The sequence below is a fragment of the Azospirillum sp. CT11-132 genome (assembly GCF_047302835.1).
GTDB lineage: Bacteria > Pseudomonadota > Alphaproteobacteria > Azospirillales > Azospirillaceae > Azospirillum.
Window position 1 is genome coordinate 548365 of the sequence record NZ_JBGLZA010000005.1, and the last position, 18248, is coordinate 566612.

General features: G+C 69.7%; 20 protein-coding genes. 11 read left to right on the forward strand and 9 right to left on the reverse strand.

The annotated features are described in order from the left end of the window. Positions 1-35: 35 nt before the first annotated feature. From ACCD06_RS22160 to ACCD06_RS22210, 11 genes are read left to right on the forward strand one after another with little or no spacing between them, the layout of a single operon-like run. Positions 36-1625 carry a class I adenylate-forming enzyme family protein gene (locus ACCD06_RS22160; RefSeq protein ID WP_413343566.1) on the forward strand — a complete coding sequence of 530 codons (1590 nt, stop codon included), beginning with the start codon at positions 36-38 and terminating at the stop codon, positions 1623-1625. After that, complete coding sequence (locus ACCD06_RS22165) at positions 1622-2803, forward strand: acyl-CoA dehydrogenase family protein (RefSeq protein ID WP_413343568.1); 1182 nt, start codon at positions 1622-1624, stop codon at positions 2801-2803. Before ACCD06_RS22160 ends, ACCD06_RS22165 begins: the two co-directional genes overlap by 4 nt. Positions 2804-2815: 12 nt before the next feature. Beyond that, positions 2816-3697 carry a branched-chain amino acid ABC transporter permease gene (locus tag ACCD06_RS22170; protein WP_413343570.1) on the forward strand — a complete coding sequence of 294 codons (882 nt, stop codon included), beginning with the start codon at positions 2816-2818 and terminating at the stop codon, positions 3695-3697. Next, positions 3694-4662 carry a branched-chain amino acid ABC transporter permease gene (locus ACCD06_RS22175; RefSeq protein ID WP_413343572.1) on the forward strand — a complete coding sequence of 323 codons (969 nt, stop codon included), beginning with the start codon at positions 3694-3696 and terminating at the stop codon, positions 4660-4662. The genes ACCD06_RS22170 and ACCD06_RS22175 overlap by 4 nt, the downstream gene beginning before the upstream one ends. Further along, positions 4655-5449 carry an ABC transporter ATP-binding protein gene (locus ACCD06_RS22180; RefSeq protein WP_136702773.1) on the forward strand — a complete coding sequence of 265 codons (795 nt, stop codon included), beginning with the start codon at positions 4655-4657 and terminating at the stop codon, positions 5447-5449. The genes ACCD06_RS22175 and ACCD06_RS22180 overlap by 8 nt, the downstream gene beginning before the upstream one ends. Next, the gene (locus ACCD06_RS22185) at positions 5446-6168 is read left to right on the forward strand and encodes an ABC transporter ATP-binding protein (RefSeq protein WP_413343574.1); all 723 of its coding nucleotides are present in this window, start codon (positions 5446-5448) and stop codon (positions 6166-6168) included. The genes ACCD06_RS22180 and ACCD06_RS22185 overlap by 4 nt, the downstream gene beginning before the upstream one ends. 24 nt (positions 6169-6192) lie before the next feature. Further along, complete coding sequence (locus ACCD06_RS22190; protein WP_413343576.1) at positions 6193-7356, forward strand: thiolase family protein; 1164 nt, start codon at positions 6193-6195, stop codon at positions 7354-7356. Then, positions 7356-7772, forward strand: coding sequence for a Zn-ribbon domain-containing OB-fold protein (locus ACCD06_RS22195; RefSeq protein ID WP_136702770.1), 417 nt, complete (start codon positions 7356-7358; stop codon positions 7770-7772). Before ACCD06_RS22190 ends, ACCD06_RS22195 begins: the two co-directional genes overlap by 1 nt. Positions 7773-7824: 52 nt before the next feature. After that, a complete protein-coding gene (locus ACCD06_RS22200; RefSeq protein WP_413343578.1) occupies positions 7825-9024 on the forward strand; it encodes an amino acid ABC transporter substrate-binding protein in 1200 nt (399 codons plus the stop codon). 1 nt (position 9025) lies between these two features. Then, positions 9026-9796: an enoyl-CoA hydratase/isomerase family protein gene (locus ACCD06_RS22205; RefSeq protein ID WP_413343580.1), complete on the forward strand. Its 771-nt coding sequence runs from the start codon at positions 9026-9028 to the stop codon at positions 9794-9796. Further along, positions 9789-10604, forward strand: coding sequence for an amidohydrolase family protein (locus ACCD06_RS22210; RefSeq protein ID WP_136702767.1), 816 nt, complete (start codon positions 9789-9791; stop codon positions 10602-10604). Before ACCD06_RS22205 ends, ACCD06_RS22210 begins: the two co-directional genes overlap by 8 nt. Positions 10605-10652: 48 nt before the next feature. Here the strand turns inward: ACCD06_RS22210 and ACCD06_RS22215 are convergent, their stop codons facing one another. The 9 genes from ACCD06_RS22215 to ACCD06_RS22255 are packed head-to-tail and all read right to left on the reverse strand — an operon-like array spanning position 10653 to position 18171. Beyond that, positions 10653-11549, reverse strand: a complete 897-nt coding sequence (locus tag ACCD06_RS22215; protein WP_109072835.1) for a TauD/TfdA dioxygenase family protein — start codon at positions 11547-11549, stop codon at positions 10653-10655. A 33-nt stretch (positions 11550-11582) separates the two neighbouring features. Further along, positions 11583-12281 carry a ThuA domain-containing protein gene (locus ACCD06_RS22220; RefSeq protein ID WP_413343583.1) on the reverse strand — a complete coding sequence of 233 codons (699 nt, stop codon included), beginning with the start codon at positions 12279-12281 and terminating at the stop codon, positions 11583-11585. Further along, entirely contained in the window at positions 12278-13066 is a 789-nt protein-coding gene (locus ACCD06_RS22225) for an SDR family NAD(P)-dependent oxidoreductase (protein WP_109072833.1), read from the reverse strand. The genes ACCD06_RS22220 and ACCD06_RS22225 overlap by 4 nt, the downstream gene beginning before the upstream one ends. A 46-nt stretch (positions 13067-13112) precedes the next feature. Further along, complete coding sequence (locus ACCD06_RS22230) at positions 13113-13901, reverse strand: SDR family oxidoreductase (RefSeq protein WP_413343586.1); 789 nt, start codon at positions 13899-13901, stop codon at positions 13113-13115. Positions 13902-13937: 36 nt separating this feature from the next. Next, positions 13938-14498, reverse strand: a complete 561-nt coding sequence (locus ACCD06_RS22235) for a hypothetical protein (protein WP_109072831.1) — start codon at positions 14496-14498, stop codon at positions 13938-13940. Positions 14499-14535: 37 nt separating this feature from the next. Then, positions 14536-15342 carry a sugar phosphate isomerase/epimerase family protein gene (locus ACCD06_RS22240; protein ID WP_158281924.1) on the reverse strand — a complete coding sequence of 269 codons (807 nt, stop codon included), beginning with the start codon at positions 15340-15342 and terminating at the stop codon, positions 14536-14538. Continuing rightward, positions 15339-16157, reverse strand: a complete 819-nt coding sequence (locus tag ACCD06_RS22245; protein WP_109072937.1) for an SDR family NAD(P)-dependent oxidoreductase — start codon at positions 16155-16157, stop codon at positions 15339-15341. Before ACCD06_RS22245 ends, ACCD06_RS22240 begins: the two co-directional genes overlap by 4 nt. Before the next feature lie 14 nt (positions 16158-16171). Beyond that, on the reverse strand, positions 16172-17152 hold the full coding sequence (locus ACCD06_RS22250; protein WP_413343589.1) for an ABC transporter substrate-binding protein: 981 nt from the start codon (positions 17150-17152) through the stop codon (positions 16172-16174). Beyond that, positions 17149-18171: an amidohydrolase family protein gene (locus ACCD06_RS22255; RefSeq protein WP_109072828.1), complete on the reverse strand. Its 1023-nt coding sequence runs from the start codon at positions 18169-18171 to the stop codon at positions 17149-17151. Before ACCD06_RS22255 ends, ACCD06_RS22250 begins: the two co-directional genes overlap by 4 nt. Positions 18172-18248 lie beyond the last annotated feature (77 nt).

Below are 18248 nucleotides of genomic sequence, written 5' to 3' on the forward strand. Positions count from 1 at the left end.
CAACAATCCAATGAGAAACAGGGAGGAGCTTGGTCATGAGTTTGACAATCGGCATGGACCGACCGGCCGCCGCACTGGTGGCGCGGGCCGCCGCCTCCACCGTGGGAAGCCTGTTCCTTTCCACCGCGCGGCTTTATCCGCAACGCATCGCCATCGAGGATGACGGCCAGGACGAGGTCCGCATCCTGACCTTCGCCCAGCTGGCCGAACGGGTGAACCGCAGCGCCTCGGCGCTGGCGGCACTGGGGGTGACGCGCGGCGCCCGCGTCGGCGTGCTGTCCGAGAACCGGCTCGAATACATCGAGACGCAGCTTGCCTGCGCCCTGCTGGGAGCGATCACCGCCTGCCAGAATTGGCGCCTCAGCCCGCGCGAACTGGAACACTGCATTGGCCTCGTCGCGCCGACGGCGATCCTGGTCTCGCCCCGGCATGCGGGCATCCTGTCCGACGCCGCCACCGCCGGGATCCCGGTGATCGAATTCGGCGCGGAGTGGGAGCGCCGCCTCGCAGCCGCATCCGCCGACACGCCGCCGGACGTCGGCGAGCCCGAGGATCCCCTGCTGATCCTCTACACCAGCGGCACCACCGGCCTGCCCAAGGGGGCGGTGCTTACCCATCGCAGCCAGCTGGCCCGCATGACAGCGGCACCGTTCGACCTGGGGGTGCGGCCGGGCAACACCAACCTGTGCTGGCCGCCGCTCTACCACATGGGCGGCACCGAGCCGGCGCACTATGCCCTGCTGACCGGCGGGCGGGTGATCGTGCTCGACGCCTTCGATCCCGACCGGATCGCCGACAAGATCGAGACCGAGCGGTTCGAATGGGTGTCGATCATGCCGGGTACGCTTGGCCGGATGATCGAGGTGCTGGAACGGCGCGACGTCAGGCCGCTCGGCCTGCGCACCTGCGGCGTGATGGCCGACCTGTCGCCGCCCGCCGAGGTGGCGCGGCTGAGCGAACTGCTGGGCGCCGACTTCCTCAACTGCTTCGGATCGACCGAGACCGGCACTCCGCCGCTGTCCGGCCGCCAGCTTCCCCGCGGCGCCACCGACGATCTCGGCAAGGCGCCGAGCGTCGGGGCGGAAATCCGGCTGGTCGACCCGGACGACAACGACGTTCCCGACGGCGGCATCGGCGAACTCGCCATGCGCGGCCCGACGCTGTTCAGCGGCTATTGGAACAACGAGGCGGCGACCCGGCAGGACTTCCGCAACGGCTGGTTCCACATGGGCGACCTGCTCCGCCGCCGGCCGGACGGGCTCTACGATTTCGTTGACCGCGCCAAGTACCTGATCAAGTCGGGCGGCGAGAACATCTACCCGGCGGAGATTGAGCGCGTTCTGGTCGGGCATCCCGACGTGCGCGATGCCGTGGTCGTGCGCCGGAAGGACGACCGCTGGGGCGAAATCCCCGTGGCGGTGGTGGTGTCGGCAAACCCCCGCCTGGAGGCCGCCGAACTGTCCGCCCTGTGCCGGCGGGAACTGGCCGGATTCAAGCAACCCAAGGCCATCCACTTCGTGCCGCCCGAGCGCATCGTCCGCTCCACCACCGGCAAGGTGCAGCGCGGCGCCATCGAAAGCTGGGTCGAAAGTTGGGTCGATAGCCAGACGGCGGAGCCATCATGAGCGACAGCCTGTCCACCTATGTCGCCGCTGCCACCGGCGACGATGCCGCCGAAATCGACGCGCTGGTCCGCACCGTGAGCGGCTTCGTCCAGACCTCCCTGCGGCCGCACGAGGAGGCGGTGGACCGCGCCGACGACGTCGATCCCAGCCTGATGCGCGATCTGCGCCGGTCGGCCGCCGACCTCGGCATCTACGGCTACAACATGCCCGAGGAGATCGGCGGGCCAGGGTTGAGCCGGATCGCCATCTCGGCCATCGACGAGGCGACCGGCCACACCAGCATGCCACTCGCCGAAGCCTGCGGCCATCTGCCGGGATCGCTGCTGTTCGCCGACGCTGCCCAGCGCGACTGGTTCGTCGGACCGCTGATGCGCGGCGAACGCACCGTCGCCTACGCCCTGACCGAACCGGACGCCGGGTCCGACCTGAACGCGCTGCGGACGCGGGCGCGGCGGACCGACGGCGGCTGGCGGCTGTCGGGCGCCAAGACCTTCATCTCGCATGCGGAGACCGCCGACCACACCATCGTGCTGGCGGTGACCGACCGTGACGCGCCGCTGAAGGGGCGGCTGACCACTTTCATCGTGCCGCGCGGGTCGCAGGGCTTCATCGTCGAGCGCCGCTTCCGCAAGCTGGGCTGGCACGGCTACCACCTCTCGGCGCTCAGCTTCGACGACTGCTTCGTGCCGGACGACCATGTGCTGGGCGCGCCCGGCGCCGGCTTCGGCGTGATGATGGCGACCATCAACAACGACCGGCTGTTCGTGTCCTGCCGCTGCGTCGGCATGGCCCAGCGGCTGATCGATCTGGCGGTGCCCCATGCCCGCGACCGCACCACCTTCGGCAAACGGCTGGCCGACCATCAGGCCATCGCCTTCATGTTGGCGGATTGCGACGTGGAGATCGATGCCGGCCGGCTGCTCTGCGCCAAGGCGGCGCGCCTGTCGGACCAAGGGGATCCCGACGCCCGCATCGCCGCCTCGCGCGCCAAGCTCTACTGCACCGAGATGGTCGGGCGGGTGGCAGACCGGGTCCTCCAGATCTTCGGCGGGGCCGGCTTCATGGCCGACCTGCCGGTGGAACGCATCTATCGCGACGCGCGCGGCTTCCGCATCGGCGAGGGCACCTCGGAGATGCAGCGGCTCCAGATCGCGCGCAGCCTGATCGACCGGATGTGAGGACAATCGCGGATGGAAACCACGCTCCTGGCCCAATCCCTGCTGCTGGCCCTGACCACCGCCGGGCTCTACGCCGCCATCGCCTCCGGCCTCACCCTGGAATTCGGCGTCACCGGCATCATCAACTTCGCGCATGGCGAGTTCGTCATGCTGGGCGCCTTCCTGACCTATTTCCTGTACGAGACGGCGGGCGTGCCGCCGCTGGCCGGAATGGTCCTGGCCGGTCTGGCGATGACGGCCCTGTCCTGGCTGGTCTTCGATGGATTCCTGTCGAGGGTGCTGAAACAGGACGAGCACAACCAGATTCTCGCCACCATCGGCCTGTCGATCCTGCTGATCAATCTGGCGATGATCGCCTGGACGCCGGACGCCCGCGTGATGCACGCCCCGCCCCTGCTGCCGCCGCTGCAGCTCGGCGACGTCATCGTTCCCGGCAACAATCTGGTCGTGCTGCTGGTCGGCATCGCGCTCTATGCCGGGATGATCTGGTTCATGCGGCACACCCGCCAGGGGCTGCTGCTGCGTCTGGCCGCCGACGACCCGCAGCTGGCGGTTCTGGCGGGGGTGGACGTCACGCGGATGTTCCGCCTGTCCTTCCTGATCGGCGGACTGACGGCGGGCGTCAGCGGCGGACTGGTGGCGCTGATCCTCTATGTCCAGCCGCTGGTCGGCGTCGATCTGGTGATGCGCGCCTTCGCCATCGTGGCGTTGGGCGGGCTCGGGAGCATCGGCGGGGCGCTGATCGGCGCGGTGCTGCTGTCGGCGGCGGAGAACCTGACCGCCACCTTCGTGCCGGGCGGGGGAAGCTGGGGCTACGGGGTCGCCTTCGTCATCATCGTCCTGGTGCTGGTCGTACGACCCACCGGGCTGTTCGGATCGGAGCGGCGCGCATGAAGACCGGACTCACGCGGCTTCTCCCCTACGCCGTCATCCTGCTGGTCACGTTGGCACTGGTGTGGATCGACAAGCCCTTCTGGATCCAGCTCGCCATCGGCGTCGCCATCACCGCGATCACCGCCCTGGCCTGGGACATCCTGTCGCGCACCGGTCAGGTGTCGCTGGGGTCGGCGGCCTTCTTCGGCATCGGGTCCTACACGCTGGCGATCTTCGAACCGCTGATCGGGCTGGCGCTGGCCTGGATCGCGGTGGCGGTGGTCTGCGCGCTGGCGGCGACGCTGCTCGGCCTGCTGACTCTGCGGCTGCGCCGGATGTATTTCGCCATCGCCACGCTGGGCTTCGCCCTGTCGATGCAGGTGCTGGTCGTGGTGTTCCCCGACTGGACCGGCGGTTCGGGCGGCATCGCGCCGCCGGTGCTGGCGGACGGCGATCCGCGCTGGCAGCTCGGACTGATCGGGCTTCTGCTGCTGGCGGCGGTGGCTCTGTCGGACGCGCTGCTCGGCCTGCGCTTCCGCCCGGCCTTCTTCATGATCCGCACCAAGCCGGAACTGGCCGCGGCCAGCGGCGTGCCGGTGGTGCGCATGAAGATCTTCGCCTTCATCGTCTCGGGCGTGCTGATCGGCTTGGCCGGCGCCTGCTACGGCGGCCTCTACGGCTATGTCGTACCGACCGACGTCTTCACCACCAACTGGAGCGTGCTGCCGCTGGCCATCGCCACGCTGGGCGGCATGGACACCACCATCGGCCCGCTGCTGGGCGCCATCGCGCTGAAGGCGCTGGAGGAGGTGGCCCGCTCGGTCATCGGCGGCACCGGCTATCAGGTGGTCTACGGCGCCGTGATCATCCTGTTCGTCATCGGCATGCCGCAGGGGATCGTCGGCCTGCTGCGCAAGGCCGGAACGCTGGCCCGACGGCGGAGCGCCGCCGGGGAGAAGAAGAAGGAGCGGGAACGCCATGCGTGACACAGCCTCTCCCGGCCCCGCCGAGCAGCTCGCACGGACACCGGCCGCCACATCCAACGGCGCGATCCTGGCGGTCGAGGATCTGACCGTGGCCTTCGGCGGGCTGAAGGCGCTCGACGGGGTGTCGCTGTCCATCGCGGCGGGCGAGATCACCGGCCTGATCGGCCCCAACGGCTCGGGCAAGAGCACGCTGGTCAACACCGTGTCTGGCCAGCTTCCAGTCCGCGGCGGGCGCATCCGCCTGCGCGGCGGCGACGTGACCGGGCGGCGTCCCGACCGCATCGTCCGCGCCGGTATGGCCCGCACCTACCAGATCCCGCGCGTCCCCCCCACCCTGACCGTCGAGGAGGTGCTGTCGGTTCCCCTGCTCTATGCCGGGCGCGACCGCCACCGGCTGCCGGGGCTGGGCGACGCCGCCTCCATCGCCGCCTTCTGCGGGCTCGGGCCGCTGTTCCGCCGCTTCTGCGGCGACCTGTCGGTGACCGATCTCAGGCGGCTGGAGATCGCCCGCGCGCTCGCCTGCGCGCCGGATCTCCTGCTGCTGGACGAGGCGATGGCCGGCCTGTCGCACGAGGATTCGGTGCAGGTGATGGGCCTGATCCGCAATGTCCACGAACAGGGGATCAGCATCGTGATCATCGAGCATCTGATGCGCGTCATCACCAGCCTGTGCCACCGCGTCGTGGTGCTGAACAACGGCCGCCTGCTGGCCGAAGGCGCGCCGGCCACGGTGCTGGCCGACCAAGCGGTGCGGGAAGCCTATCTGGGCAAGGGGTTCGCGTCATGAGCCGCTTCGTCGGACGGATCGGCGGCGCGTCCTACGACCGCCTGCGCGTCCTCCACCAGCTCGACATCGCGGTGGAGAGCGGGCACATGCTCGTCATCCTCGGCTCCAACGGCGCGGGCAAGACCACGGCGCTGCGGGCGCTCGCCGGTACCGTCGCAACCAGCGGCCGCCATCTGGCGCTGGACGGCGAGGACCTCAGCGGCTGCGCGCCCTGGCAGCTTCCGGCCCATGGCGTGGTGCTGGTCCCGGACGGGGCGCGCTGCTTCCCGAACCTGAGCGTCGAGGACAACCTGCTGGGCGCACACGGTGCCGCGGCGGGACGGCGGCGGCAGGCGCCCTACGGACGGCTGCGCGACATGGTGTGCGGCTATTTCCCGGTCCTGCGCGACCGCAGCCGCCAGATCGCCGGAACCATGAGCGGTGGCCAGCGCCAGATGCTGGCGATCGGCCGCGCCCTGATGGCCGAGCCGTCGGCCCTGATCCTGGACGAGCCGTCGGCCGGGCTGGCCCCAATCGTCGTCGAGGAGCTGTTTGTAACCCTCGCCAAGATCAAGCGGGAGACCGGCTGCGCCATCGTCATGGCCGAGCAGAATGTCGGCTACGCCACCCACGTCGCCGACCATTGCGTCGTGCTGGAGGAGGGGCGGACCGCCCTCTCCGGGCCGATGGCCAAGGTCGTCAACCACGAAAAGCTGCGCAGCGCCTATCTGGGCGTCTGACGCATCGGAAACGGAGGACACCCCATGCCGGCAGTCGGTTCCGACGTCGTCATCGCGGGCATCGGCGAAACCCCCGTCGGTCGCCTGCCCGGCTGGTCGCCGGTCGAAATCCAGGCCGCGGCCGTTCTCGCGGCGCTGCGCGACGCGGGCTTCGCCCTGTCCGATCTCGACGGACTGATCAACCTCGATCCCTACGCCACCCCCAACAGCATGTTCTCGTCCACGCTGGCCGAGCATCTGGGGGTGGCGCCCCGCTTCGCCTGCACGGTCGATGTCGGCGGCACCGTCACCGGCATGACCATGCTGCAGCAGGCGGTCTGGGCCATCGAAAGCGGCTATTGCGACGTGGCCGCCTGCGTCTACGGCGAGAACGCCCTGACCGGCCGCCCCGCGGGCGCGCAGGGCCTGCACATGCACAATCTGCTGGGCGGGGAGGAGTGGGAGGAGCCGTTCGGCCTGCACGGCATGGTGATCCCCTACGCACTGCTCGCCCAGCGCTATCTCGACCTCTACGGCGCCACCGACGCGGATCTGGCGGCGGTCGCCCTGGTCACGCGCCGCCACGCGCTGCTGAACGACAACGCGCAGATGCGCAAGCCGATGACGCTGGAGGATTACCGGGCCAGCCGCCTCATCAGCAGCCCGCTGCGCTTGCTCGACTGTTCGCTGGTGTCGGACGGCGGCGGCGCGCTGGTTCTGACGCGGGCCGGGCGGGCGCCGCAGGGCCGCGGCCGCGGCGTCGCCATCCGCGCCATCGGCATGAAGACTACCCACAACTCGGTGGCCCTGATGCCGGACATTCCGGAACTCGGGATGGCCGCCGCCGGCGCCGACGCCTACGAGGCGGCGGGCATAGGGCCGGAGGACATCCAGCTCGCCAACCTGCACGACGCCTTCACCATCTCGGTGTTGGTGTCGCTGGAAGCGCTGGGCTTCGCGCGACCGGGCGAAGGCGGATCGCTGGTGCGCTCGGGTGCCATGGATCTCGGTGGCCGCAGGCCGCTGAACCCCCATGGCGGCCTGCTGTCCCAGGCGCACATCGGCGGAATGCTCCACATCACCGAGGCGGTCCGCCAGCTGCGCGGCGAAGCCGGGAGGCGGCAGGTGGAGGGCGCGCGCCGGGCGCTGGTCAGTGGCAACGGCGGCATCTTCTCGGTCTGCGGCGCCATGATTCTGGAGAAACCCTGATGCTGGATCTTCTCGCCACCCCGCCGAACCCGACCGGGGCCAGCGCTCCCTTCTGGGATGCGTGCGACCGGGGAGAACTGCTGTTCCCCAAATGCGGACGCTGCGGCCATCTCTTCTACTACCCGCGCCGGCACTGCCCGCTCTGCGGCGATACGGCGCTAGGCTGGCAGCGGATGTCAGGCCGGGGGACCGTCTTTTCCCACAGCCATGTCCACGTCGCCTTCCAGGGTGGGGCATGGAGCGGCCAGCTTCCCTACACGGTGGTGCTCGTCGATCTGGCCGAAGGCCCCCGGATGCTCAGCCGGCTGATCGGCGACAACGCCCCGGCCGTGCGCGGCGGCGACGCCGTGTCCGTCGTCTTCCCGCAGATCGGCGACCGTCGATACCCCTTCTTCGAACGCGCCCCCGCCGGCTGAACCGGCGGCGGAGACCACCCGCGAACAACGATCATAAGAACAGGAGGAAGCCATGCGTTTCGTGAAACGGCTGGCGGCCGGCGCCGCAGCACTCGGCATCGCCGCGCTCGCGATGAACGGCCCAACTCCGGCTGCCGCCCAGACGGCGGAGCCGATCCGGATCGGCGTGCCGCTGCCGCTGACCGGCGTCCTGGCGGTGGGCGGCCAGACCATCCTGGCCGGCGTGCAGTTCGCGGCGGACGAGATCAACGCCGCCGGCGGCCTGCTCGGCCGTCCAGTCTCCCTGCTGATCGAGGACACCAAGAGCGAACCGAACACCGCCGCCACCATCGCCTCCAAGATGGTGACCGAGGACAAGGTCTACGCCTTCGTCGGCGGATACGGCAGCACGGCCGACTTCGCGCTGCTGTCCAGCATCAAGCGCTACAAGCCGCTGTTCATCCACACCGGCTCCTCGTCCGTCCGGCTGGAGAAGACCTTCGGCACGGAGGACTGGTATTACCATATCTACATCTGGGATTATCACCGCCAGAAGGCGGCTTCGAGTTTCCTCGCCTCCATCGACCCCAAGGTCAAGACGGTGGCGCTGGCCTATGAGGACGGGCTCTACGGCGCCGACGCGGCCAAATATGCCGAAGAATATTTGACGAAGGCCGGGATCAAGCTGGTGATGAAGGAGCCGTTCAAATCCGGCTCGCCAGACCTCTCGCCGGTGTTGACCCGCGTCAAGTCGTTGAACCCCGACGCCTTTTTCTCCGTCGGTTACTCGGGCGACAACCTCCAGCTCGTCCGCCAGATGAAGAGCCTGGGGATCAAACCGAAGCTGACCATGGTGGTGTCCGCCGGCGACCGTCGCACCGACTACGGCGACATGAGCGAGGGGCTGACCATGATCACCGAATGGTCCACCGCCGACCGCACCCCTGCTGCCGCCGAGTTGATCCGCAAGGTGGAGGCGAAGGGCCAGACCATCGCTCCCGTCTTTCCCCAGGGCTATACCGGCATGATGACCCTGGCCAAGGCGATCGAGAGCGCCGGCACGCTGGACCAGGACAAGGTGCGCAAGGCGCTGTCCACCGCCACCTTCGACACCCCCTACGGCAAGATCGGCTACCGACCGTCGGAAGGCGGCGGCCTGCACCAGCTGCTGTCGGACGAAACGATGGTCATCGTCCAGCACCGCAAGGAGGGGGAGGAGATCGTCTATCCCCCGGCCAAGGCGAGCGGCACGCTCGTCTATCCGGCACCGTAAGATGATGGTCCGCTTCGAACGCCGCGGAACGGTCGGGCTGATCACCCTGACGAAGCCCGACCGCCACAACGCGCTGGCCGTCGATCTGGTGGCCGACCTGCTCGCCACGCTCGACCGGTCGGACGCCCGTCAGGCCGCCGCCCTGGTCATCGCCGGCGACGGCCCCTCCTTCTGCGCCGGGGCGGACATCGGCGACCTGCTGGACGCCGGCTGGATGATGCCGACACCCGGCGGGCCGACGCCGATGGACCTGTTCGAGCGGCTGGACGGATATTCCCGCCCGACCGTCGCCGCCGTCCATGGCCGGGCGCTCGGCGGCGGGTTCGAGCTGACGCTGTGCTGCGATCTGGTGGTCGCGGCGGCGGACGCCGTCTTCGCGCTGCCCGAACTGGGGCTGGGGGTGGTGCCCAACACCGGGCTGGCGCGGCTGGCCCAGATCGCCGGCCCGCGCCATGCCCTGGACCTGATCCTGACCCGCCGCCGCATCGGGGCAGAGGAGGCGGCAGCATTGGGACTGGTCTCCCGCGTCGTCCCGCCCGGAAACGCCGTGGACAGCGCGGTGGAGTTGGCACGGGCCATCACCGACGGTGCGCCGCCGGGGGCCATCGCCACGGTCAAGCGCGCGGTGCGCCGCGCGGCGCCGCTCGACTGGACGGCAGTGCGGGCGATGTTGGCCGAGGTGCCTCCCGGCGAATGGACGGAAGGGCTGGGAGCCTTCCGCGACCGACGGCGGCCCGACTACAGCGATTTCTGGAGGACATCGGATGCGTGACGCCAAATCCTTCCAGGTCTTCGACCTGCATCACCATGTCGGCTCGCTCGACATTGTCGGCGGCGGCGCTTCGGGCGGTATGACTGCAGATGCCGAGCAGCGGATCGCCTTCATGGACCGCAACGGCATCGCCCAGGCCCTGCTGATGCCATCCAACGGCTATCAGGCGCCGAACGGCATCGCCGACACCCGCCGCGTCAACGATCAGGTCGCGGAGTACCGCGACCGCTGGAGCGACCGTTTCCCGGCGGCGCTCGCCACCGTTTCCCCGCTGGAAGGGGACGCGGCGCTGGACGAGATCGACCGCTGCATCCAGGTTCTCGGGATGAAGGGCATCGTCTGGCACCACCGGTTCCAGGGCTGCGCCATCGACCATCCGCGCATGGACGCGCTGCTGGAGCGCGTTCGTCATCACGGCGTGCCGGCCTTCATCCACATCATCGGCGATTCCAAGCTGGAATCCCCTTGGAAGCTGGAGGTTCTGGCCGAACGCTTCCGCGATGTCCAATTCGTCGCGCTGGACGCCTTCTCGTCTCCCGATTTCGCCCATTGGATGCCGCACATCGCCCGGCGCCATCCGAACATCCTGTTCGACACCGGGGTGATGGTTCCGGTTTCCCACATGATCGAGCGTTTCGTGCGCGAGGCGGGAGTGCAGCGGCTGCTGCTGGGTACGGATTTCTACTCCTCGCCCAAACTGTTCAGCGTTCCGTTCCCCCTGCTGGAAATCCTCGCCTCCGACCTGACCGATGGGGATTGCGCGGAGATCCTGGGCGGCAACGCCCGCCGCCTGCTGGGGCTTGCCTGAGGAGCCGGCCCCGGCGGTCGCATCGATCTGCCGCCGGGGCCGCGCACGTCACTCCGGTACGGAGCCTTTCACCACGACGCGCATCAGCACGCGGCGGTGCTTGCCCATCTCGAAGTTGGCCGTGGCCCGGTGCAGCAGGCAGCGGTTGTCCCAGAAGACGAGATCGCCGTGTTGCCAACGGTGGGTATAGACGAAACGGTCCTGCGTCGCGTGCTCCAGCAGCTCTTCCAGCAGGGCGCGTCCCTCTTCCTCCGGCAGGCCCTCGATGTGGGAGCTGTACATGCCGATGTAGAGGCTCTTGCGGCCGGTCTCGGGATGGGTGCGGACCAGCGGATGGGCAATGGGCGGAGCGGCGGCAATGTCGTCTTCGGTCGGCGGGGCGCTGCCGGTGTAGCGGCGCATGAATTCCAGACTCTGCACCGACTTCAGTCCGTCGATCCGCCGGCGCGTGGCCTCCGGCAGGGCGTCAAAGGCGGCGGTCATGTCGGCGAACTGCGTGTCGCCGCCGTTCGGCGGCAGTTCCACCGCCTGCAGCATCGTCAGCAGCGATGGCTCGCGGAGGAAGGACTTGTCTGTGTGCCAGAAATAGTTGGAGCTGATGAAGGGCTTGGCCACCGGGTTGCCGGCAGCATCCAGGTTGGTGATGGTGTGGACCGCGTCCCACTTCGACCCGTCGGCCAGCCGGATCATGTGGCCTTCGATGGGGCCGAACAGTTCGGCGAACCGGTACATGCGCTCCTTGTCCAGCGACTGGTTGCGAATCACCAGCAGATGATGGTCGCGGAAGGCCGCGCGAACCGCCTCAACCGTCCCGCCGTCGAGCGGCCGGGACAGGTCGAGCCCGTCGGTCTCCGCCCCGATGATGCCGTCGAGCGGTATGAACAGGGAGATGGGGCGGTTTGAGGTATCGGCCGGAGAGGCGGCTTGCGCATGGAGGCTGTTCATTGGGACGGTTCCTCTTGCAGGGCGGGATGGTTTTCAGAGTGGACGGCGGCAGGCCCAAAGGGCGGCGCGCGTCAGGATTTGGCGGTGCACCGGGTGTTCCAGGGACGCACGGTCATGGCCCAGCGTGTCGGCCACTGCCCGGCCCCGGCCGACGTCGCGCGCCCACAAGGCGGGCCAGGCCCCTCCCTCCTCCGACGCCACGATCGCCAGCGGTTGGACGCCCTCGGCCAGATCAAAGTTGCCATAAGCCTCATCGGTGACCGTGAAGGGCGGCAAGCCGGCGGTCAGGGGATGGGGCGCGTTGGTAGGGACCAGGGTGACCGGGCCGCGCGGCGGATGGGCGGAGCGGCCCCACACCCAGGCCCCCCCCAGCAGATCCCTCCATTCCGCCCAGTCGTCGAAGCAGATCAGCGCAGTGTGCAGCCCGAGCAGCCCGCCTCCGCCGGTGACGAAGCGCGAAAGCCGCTCCCGTCCGGCCTGCGACAGCGAAAAGGCCCAGCGCTCGCGATGCGGGGCGTATTTCTCGCTGCCCAGCATCCGCCAGCGCAGCGCATAGACGGTGAGCAGGTCGAAGCCGCCCCGATCCAGCGCCTCCAGCCCACCTTCGATGTCGTCGGTGACGGTCGAGACAGCCCCAGCATCGGCCAGGATCCGGTCCAGCACCGGAGCAGCGTCGGCGAAGGGATGGCCGATGCCACCGGTCAGGATCAGGTTGCGGATCGCCCCACTCATCGGTCGCCCGCCGGGGGCTTGACCGCCGGCGCGCGGCGGGGCAGGTGCATCTTCAGGCTGAAGGAGACGCCGCCGTCGACCATCAGATGCTGGCCGTGGATGTAGCGCGCCCGGTCCGAGGCCAGGAACAGCACCGCGTCGGCGACATCGTCGGCGGTGCCGAGCGACCGGGCGGGCACGGCGGCGCCGCGCACCGCGCGCACCTCCGCATCCGCGTAGATCGGCGCCGACATGCCGGCGTCGATGAAGCCGGGGGCGACGGCGTTGACCCGCACGCCGCGCGGCGCCAGCGCCAGCGCCAGATGTTCGGTTAACAGCGCCACCGCCGCCTTGGTGGCCGGATAGGCCCCGGCGTCCGGGCTGGGGGCGACGGCGTTCAGCGAGGTGATGTTGACGATGGCCCCCGATCCGCGATTCGCCATCCGCCGCGCCACAGCGCGGGTGACGATGAAGGTGCCGGTCAGGTTCACGTCCACCACGCGGCGGAAATCGGCGACGCTGTGCTCCAGCAGGTCGCCGAAGCGGACGATGCCGGCGTTGTTGACCAGCAGGTCGGGTCCGTCGCCGAACGCCTCGGTCATCGCGGCGACCACCGCATCGATCTGCGCCTCGTCGGTCACGTCGGCGGTGAAGGCCAGGGCGCCGGGGATCCGCGCGGCCTCCACCTCCAACCCGGCGGCATCGAGGTCGAGCAGCGCCACGCGGTATCCTTCGCCGGCCAGACGGCGCGCGATGGCCGCGCCCAATCCGCCGCCGGCTCCGGTCACCAGAGCGGTTTTGGTCATGTGATCCTCCCGGGAAAACGGATGTTGGACGTGGATTGAGCCGGCCTCATAGCGTGCTCTGCACGACGCCGCCATCCACCGGGATGGCGGTGCCGGTCAGGTAGCTCGCGCGTTCGGATGCCAGGAAGACGATCAGGTCGGCGACCTCCTCGGGTCGGGCGAAACGGCCGAGCGGGATGCCGGCGGCGATGCCGGCCGCAGTATCTTCCGCGGTCCGGCCCTGGGCGGCGGCACGGGCGCCGACCACCTGGGTCATGCGGTCGGTCGCCGTCCAGCCGGGACAGACGGTGTTGACCAGGATGTTCTCCGGCGCCAGCTGCGTCGCCATCGTCTTGGCCCAGCCCAGCGCCGCCAGCCGCAGGCTGTTGGACAGCATCAGCTCGCCGATCGGCTGCTTGACGGAATAGGAACTGACGTTGACCACCCGCCCCCAGCGCTGCCGGCGCATGTGGGGAAGCGCGGCGCGGGTCGCATTGACCGCCGACATCAGCGTCAGGCGGAAGGCGTCCTCCCAGTCGGCACCGCTCAGCTCGTCGAAGGAGCCGGGTTTCGGACCGGCGGCGTTGTTGACCAGGATGTGAATGGTGCCATAAGCGTCGGCAACCTCACCGACCAGCCGCTCCACCGCCTCCGGGTCGCCAACGTCTGCCGGCACCGCCAGCACCGGGCCGCCGGCCGCCTCCAGAAGCGCCCTCGCCTCCTCCAGCCGGCCGGAGTCGCGGCCGCAGATGGCGACGACGCAGCCTTCGCGCGCGAACCCCAGCGCCGCCGCCCGTCCGATGCCCTGGCTGCCGCCGAGCACCAGCGCGACCTTGCCCTTCAGTCCCAAATCCATCGCTGTGGTCTTCCTTGTTCCGGATGCGGCGGCCCGTCAGCCGCGCGGACGCTTGCTGACGACGGTTCCGGCCTCGGGCTGGAAATAGCTGCGCTCGGGCTTGTAGGTGCCGCTCGCCACGGTGATGCCCCAGCTTCCTTCCTCCAGCGCCATGAAGCCGTGGATGTCGGTGGGCGGGGCGATCACCACGCTGTCGCCCGGCTCCAGCACGCGGTCCTCGACCACGGCTAGGTCGGCCCTGCCGGGAACCGAGCCGTCGTCGCGCCGCTCATAGACGGTGTGCTTCACCCGCCCCCGATAAATCGCCATGCTCTCCCAGTTGCCGTGGTCGTGGACGGCGATAGGCTGACCCTCGGGCAGTTCGAACAGCAGGATCGACAGGTCGCCGTCATAGTAGAGGTACTGGGAGTTGGCGACGTGGTTGCCGATGCGCGGCACGCCGGCCGTGCACAGGTCGGGGCGGGCGGCGAGCGCGGCCAGCGGTTCGCGCAGCGCCGCCGTCAGGTGGGCGGTGTCGTGTCCGTGCGTTTCGATCGACCGGATCACCGCCTGGGCGCAGGCGCGGATGGCGGTGCCGGTCTCGGGGCTGGCGGCCATGGTGGTTCCTCCTGAAAGGCCTCTTGAGAGGCGGTGCTCAGAGCGCCGCCAGCAGGCGGCGGGTCGCGGCAACGGCGCGCGCCACGCGGGCCGGCGCGTCCATCGTCCGCGCCAGGGTGGCGGTCGGAATTTCGAGGGCAAGCGGCAGCCCGGGCGGAAGCGCGCGCAGCAGCCCGGTCAGGTCGATGCCGCCGTCGCCGGGGAAGAGCCGCTCCTTCACCGCCGTGTGCAGCAGGGAGTCGCGGTCGGTCCCATGGTCGCGCGGGGCGTCGCAGAGATGCATGTAGGCGAACAGGCCGGGCGGGATCGCCGCCACTTCGGCCGGCGTGCCGCCGGAGCGATCGTAATGCAGCGCGTCGAGCGCGATGCCGATATTCGGGCGCCCCACCCGGCCGATCAGCCGGGCGGCGGCGGCGGCGCTCGGCACGCTCATCCAGGACACGAACTCGAACTGCACGGTCAGGCCGAAGCCGGCGGCATCGTCACACAGCCGTCCGAGCCTTGCCGCCAGCCGCCCCCCGTCGGGGTCGTCGCCGGTCGCCAGCACATGGCGGGCACCCAGCTCGGCCGCGGCCTCCAGGAAGGGGCGGAAGGCGTCGAGGTCGGTGTGGGGCAGGACGCGGGCGGTGTTGGCGTCGAGTGCCGTGACGCCGCGGTCGGCCATGCACCGCTTCATCTCGCGCCGCAGGGCGGGGTCGGCCAGCAGCGGCATCGGATCGCCGTCGGGCTGGCCGCCCAGCAGGCGCAGGCCGACATGGGCGCAGCCCTGGTCCGCCGCCACCGTCACCATGTCGGGCGGCGACAGTTCCGGCACCGTGTAGTAGGAGAGCGACAGCGGATTCATGCCGCGCCTCCCGCCGCCTCGAGGGGAGACGGAGCCGGACGGACGCCGCCATATTGTGCCCAGGTGCCGGCGACGTGCCATCCGGCATCCACCACCAGATTGACGCCGGTGATCGCCGACGCCCGGTCGGAAGCAAGGAACTCGATGCTCTCCGCCACCTCGCGCGGCTGCACGATCCGGCCGAGCGCCGTGAATTCGGCCGGATCGGCGGCATAGCGGCCCGACCGGATCCGTTCAACCACCCGCGGCACCAGCGTCGAGCCGGGCGAGACGCAGTTGACCCGGACCCCGGCGCGCCCCCACTCACCGGCGAGGTTGAGCGTCAGGCTGACCACCCCCGCCTTGCTCGACGCATAGGCATGGACCGGCACCGAACCGATGGCGGCAATCGACGCGATGTTGACGATGCTGCCCCGCGCCTGCCGCGCCATACGAGTGCCGAAGGCGCGGTTGGCGTAATAGGTGCCGGTCAGGTTGACGTGGACCGTGCGCTCCCACACCTCCAGCGGCAGCTCGGCCGGCGGCAGCACCGGCTGAAAGACGGCGGCGGCGACCACCAGCGCACCGACCGGACCATGCGCCACCTCGATGGCGGCGGCCGCCCGCTCCACCGCATCGGCGTCGGCGATGTCAAGCGCCAGCGAGACACCGCCGAGTTCACCGGCCACCCGCTCCGCCGCCGCCGGGTCGAGGTCGGCGACGGCCAGCCGCCAGCCGCGCGACGCCATCAGCCGGGCGGTCTCTTCGCCGATGCCGTTGCCGCCGCCGATGACGACGGCCAGCGCGCCACCCGTGGTCGATATCTGCGGTTTCATGGCGGAATACCCCGTCATTTGCGCAGATCGGCAGCGAGGAAGGAGTCGTCCAGCACCTTCGACCAATCCACCGGGCCGGACCACTCGCCCATGCGCTCCATGCCCTTGACCCAGATGTTCAGGGCATCCATGTCAAAGTCGCCCTGGCTCCAGTACTTGATCGCCGCCATGCGCTTCATTGAGGTGGTTGCGACCTCAATCGGCAGCGTGTCGCCATAGCGCTTGGCGACCATCTTCGCCGCCTCTTCCGGGTTCTCGTAGATGAAGTTCACCGCCGAGCGCCAGGCGGCGAGCAGCCCGCGCAACTGGTCCGGGCTCTTGCGCATGAAGTCGCCGGTGGCGACGCCCACGGTCGGCGTCATCGACGGCAGGTTCTCCAGCGAGAAGGCGACCTTGTAGCGGTCCTTCCGGGCGCTGTAGAGCGGCTCCAGGATCAGCGCCGCATCCACCCCGCCCTGCTCCAGCGCCGACAGGCCCGAGCCGACCGATCCCAGCGCCACCATGTCGGCCTTGCCGGGATAGCCGGCCGCCTCGAAGGCCATGACGACCATCAGCTCGCTCGACGATTTCGGCGCGGTAATGCCGACCTTGCGGCCGACCAGATCCTTGACCGAGGAAACGCCGCTGTCCGGCCGCGTCACCCACAGCAGGTCGTCCACTCGGCGGATCGCGGTGTGGACGATGCGGATGTCCATGCCCTGCCTGATGCCGGCCAGAGCGGTGGAGGTGCTGACGATGCCGTAGCCTAGCCCGCCGCCCACCATGTTGCGGATGCCGGTGCCGCCGCCAACCGAACTCATCACGTCGGTGACGTCGACGCCGTTCTTCTTGTATTCGCCCCGCTCCAGCGCCACGGCGATCGGGGCGGTGTTCAGCAGAGCGCCGTAATGGGACGCCATGATCTCCAGCGCATGGGCCTGCGGCGCCGAGGCCAGAAGGCCGCCGATCAGCGGCACCGCCGCCAGCGCGCGGGTCAGGAAATGGGTGATGGTCATGGCGTCCCTCCGTTATGGGTTTTGTCTTTTCTCAGCAGGCGGCGGGCGTTGCCGGCCAGCGCCGGCGACACGGCGCCGTGGTGTCCGTCCTCCGGCTGGTCCCAGCCGGCGAAATTGGTGCCGAAGACCAGCCGGTCCGGCCCAACCACCTGCGTCAGCAGCGCCAGCGCCCGGTCGTCGTTCAGGTGCGTGTCGAACCACAGGCGCGACAGCATCTCCTCGAAGGCCCCGTCCTTCTTCATCGACTGGCTGGCCCAGGGCCGCTTCATGCCGGCCTGCGCCAGCCGCCCGGCGGTGAAGGCGGCCGCACCACCGCCATGGCTGATCCAGACATCCAGCCGGGGATGGCGCTCCAGCACGCCGCCGAAGATCAGGGTGGCGACGGCGATGGTCTCCTGCGCGGCGAACCCGATGATGACGTCGAGGTCGAAGCGCTTCAGCGCCGGATCGCCGGGCGGACCGTCGATGCCGGCCGGGGCCGGATGCAGGAACAGCGGCACGTCCAGCCGGACGAACGCCTCGTAGAGCCTGTCGAACGCCGGGCTGTGCAGCGGCTCGCCCGCGAATTCGGTGCCGGTCGCCGCCCCCCACAGCCCCAGTTCGCCGACGGAGCGCTCCAGCTCCTCCGTCGCCGCACGCGGATCCTGCATCGGCAGGGCGGCCAGCCCGCCCAGCCTGTCGGGATAGCGCGCGACCAGTTCCGCCAGCGCGTCGTTGTGCCGGCGGCAGAAGGAGACGGCCGAGGGCACGTCGATGTGGTGGAAATAGTTCAGCGGACTGGCCGACAGCACCTGGAAGTCGATACCGGCCTCATCCATGCGGCGCAGCCGCAGCTCCGGATCGGTGAAGGGGCTGTTCAAATGGCGGACGCCGCTCAGCCGGTAGTTGCCGACGCGGTACCAGGGCTGGCCGTTCTCGTCGACGCCATGCTCCGGCCCGTGGATGCCGGCGGCGCCGTTGGTGGCCTCCAATCGGACATGGGCATGGACGTCGATCAGCTTCGCAGTTTCGATGGGCATGAGAAGGTCCTTTCCGCCGGGCGGGCCGGCGGCCGGGAAGGAGGTGACAGGCGAAGAGGACGCTCGAAGGCGGGTGC